General features: G+C 29.9%; 3 protein-coding genes. All 3 read right to left on the reverse strand.

Going from position 1 to position 3,189, the window contains the following annotated elements:
* On the reverse strand, positions 1-743 hold a 743-nt coding region (locus QM536_08750; protein MDI9357094.1), incomplete at its 3' end, for a PD-(D/E)XK nuclease family transposase.
* A gap of 67 nt (positions 744-810) precedes the next feature.
* Positions 811-1,890, reverse strand: coding sequence for an AI-2E family transporter (locus QM536_08755; GenBank protein ID MDI9357095.1), 1,080 nt, complete (start codon positions 1,888-1,890; stop codon positions 811-813).
* 18 nt (positions 1,891-1,908) lie between these two features.
* Entirely contained in the window at positions 1,909-2,922 is a 1,014-nt protein-coding gene (pdhA, locus tag QM536_08760) for a pyruvate dehydrogenase (acetyl-transferring) E1 component subunit alpha (protein ID MDI9357096.1), read from the reverse strand.
* Between the last annotated feature and the right edge of the window lie 267 nt (positions 2,923-3,189).

Consider the following 3,189-nt stretch of genomic DNA (forward strand, 5'->3'; position numbering starts at 1 on the left):
TTGTCATCTTCTTTTTGTGATATTTCACTATTTCTGCTTAAAATATACTTTATATATTCGTTATATCCGTGTGTATCATTCTCAAATGTTTTTATCTCATCTAATTTTATTACTGCTTTTTGTAATCCTTTTGCACGAAACTCTTTTTTAATAGTGCTATTTTTAAAAAAATATATCCACTGATCTAATTCATCATATAACTGGTCGTTGTATTGCTTTAATCGTATAATCCAGTATTCGGGAAATATCTCTTTCAGTGTTTGGATGTTATATTTTTTTTTTTGCTTGGTATCTAAACCTAATTCGCTGTGGTCATGGATTCCGTAAAAATGATTATTCCCCTTATATACATAATCAGTTCCTTCCCCTAAATTGGCATAAGCTATCGTGATGGAAATAACTCTTTTTATATTATCAAATTCGGTTTTTTCTTTGAGATATTCTTTTATAGCGACTGCTGCACCAAAAATAATCCTGTGAAAGTAGTATACTTCGTATGTATATTGTACTTCTACAATATAAATATCTCCTTTTTCATTCCGCACCTGTATATCTGTTCTTGTATATTTGTCTTGAGAGTATTCTTTATTAGATTCGGTCTCCATAATTGCATCTATGGTGATGTCTTCTTGCAAAATAGTAGAAAACAAACCTTCTAAAATCTCAAAACTTGATTTTTGACGTAAAATAGATTTCATTGCCCAGTCAAAAGAAATGAGGGCACGTGGTTTTTCTTTTTTCATACTGAGTAAAATTATATTTTGTTATTGTAAGTGTTCATGTTGTGGAACAAATGCTTAGACACTTGCTTTATTTGAAAATTGTATACTCACGGTAATTTCTAAAAATAGCTATCGTCATAACTCTTATAATAGTATAAAAAGGAATGGCAAATATCATACCCTCTATCCCTGCTATTTCTCCCCCACATATAATAGCAACAAATATCTCTAAAGGGTGTGCTTTGACACTTTTAGAAAATATAATTGGCTGAAAAAGAATATTATCTAATCCATAGACAATACTATATAAAATAAGGATTTTCAAAATAACAAAATTAATTTCCGAAGAATGCATGCTCAACGAAGTAGTTATACCTATAAAAAGAGCTGTGAGAGTACTAACAATAGGACCTACAATAGGAACTATATGCAAGAGTGCAGAAAAAGCGGCGATGGTCAAGGGGTATTGTATTTCAAAAATATACAAGAGGGAAGCACTTATTACAAAAATGAGAGAAATTTGTAATGCAATGCCTTTAATATAACTTTCTAATAATTTCTCTATTGTCAAAAGGGTATTTATATACACTTCAAAGTATTTATTAGGTATAATGTTTATAATATTTATCCTTATATGACCTTTTTCTAATAACAGAAAAAAAGTAATAAATAACACTGCGAATAGCGTTATGAAAATATTTTTTGTGAAAATAAATACAATGTTAATGGTAGATAAAATATTAATCTTGCCAATTATATCTAACATCCAATGTTTCAAAGATTCTATTATAAAAATCTCTTTTTCTAAAATTTTCTTTTTCACTAATGTCTTCTCAAAGTTTGCTATTGGTTGTTTTATATTTCCCCAAATATCCTCAAAGTTAAGAGAAGAAATTATCTCTATTTCTTCCGATATCAAAGGAACAAAAAGAAATATAAAAAAAGCAGCAAAACAAATAATAAGAGAAAAAGAAATTATAATACCAAAAAAACGAGGTATTTTATGATGAAAAACATTTATAGATTCTAACTTATGTATAAATGGTTTTAATAAAGTGCAGAGTATCAGCGATATAATAATGTAAAAAAATATACTACTGAAATACCAAAGAACTGCTATGAGTAATAGAACAGTGAGAACAACACTCCTGATAAATTTTTTATACATATTGTACTTTATTGACACTTATTCCATTACAAAAGGGTAATCTGCTTGAGCATAGACATCTTTAAAGGCATCTTGCATAGTAGGAAATGGAGACGATTCTGCAAAATCCACGCTTTCCTGCACCTGTTTTTTAACCTTTTCATCTATTAATGCTATTCCATCTAATGAAAGCATTTGTTCAGAGAGTATAATATTTCTTACATGTTCTATAGGATCTAAAGATTTATACTCTTCTAATTCTTCTTTTGTTCTATATTTTTGTGGGTCTGACATAGAATGTCCTTTGTATCTATAAGTTCTAAACTCCAAAAGAGTCGGCCCCTCCCCTGCTCTTGCTCTCTTTGCAGCTTCTTCTACATGGATATGAACTTCTTCTACTTGCATTGCATTTACAGGAAAAGACGGCATATCATAAGCACTTCCTAATTTATAGAGTTCAGTAACATTAGATGTTCTTTTTACAGAAGTTCCCATAGCATATCCATTATTTTCTATTGCAAATATAACAGGTAATTTCCAAAGCATAGCAAGGTTTAATGCCTCGTGAAATGCCCCCTGTCTTACTGCTCCATCTCCCATATAAGTGATACAAACATTGTTTGTTTTTTTATATTTTTCTGCAAATGCTATTCCTGCTCCGAGGGGTATTTGTCCACCAACTATACCATGCCCCCCATAAAATCCATTTTTTACATCAAATATATGCATAGACCCTCCCTTCCCTTTAGACACTCCGGTTCCTTTTCCAAAAAGCTCCGCCATTACATAATTAGGATTTGTATTCAATGCCAATGGATGAGCGTGATCTCTATAAGCAGTAATATATTTATCGCCTTCATTCAGGGCACTTACAGCTCCCGAAACGCACGCCTCTTGTCCGATATATAAATGGCAGAACCCTCTAATCTTTTGCTGTCCATATAATTGTCCGCATTTATCCTCAAACTTTCTTATTAATTGCATATTTTCATACCAAAAAATATACCTTTCTTTTGAAAATGCTCCTTTTTTTGATTGTTTATTTTTGCTCATATTTTATTTTTTTAAATCTATTATTACGTATGATAAATTCTAAATAAACTGATCTATATTCTTTTGCACAATATAATACAAAGAAATACATTTTTCTAAATTGTTACATTGCAATATTATTTTTTATATACTATTCTACTATTAAAATAAAAACTTCTGTCGCCACTTTTGCAAAACTATAAATATATCAAAAGTAAATTTTCAGAGTGGACTCATTTTTAGATTCTTATTCTTTCAAAAATCCATATTCATACACCTTCGGTTCTA

Source organism: Chitinophagaceae bacterium (assembly GCA_030053935.1).
In the GTDB taxonomy this organism is placed as follows: domain Bacteria; phylum Bacteroidota; class Bacteroidia; order Cytophagales; family JASGCU01; genus JASGCU01.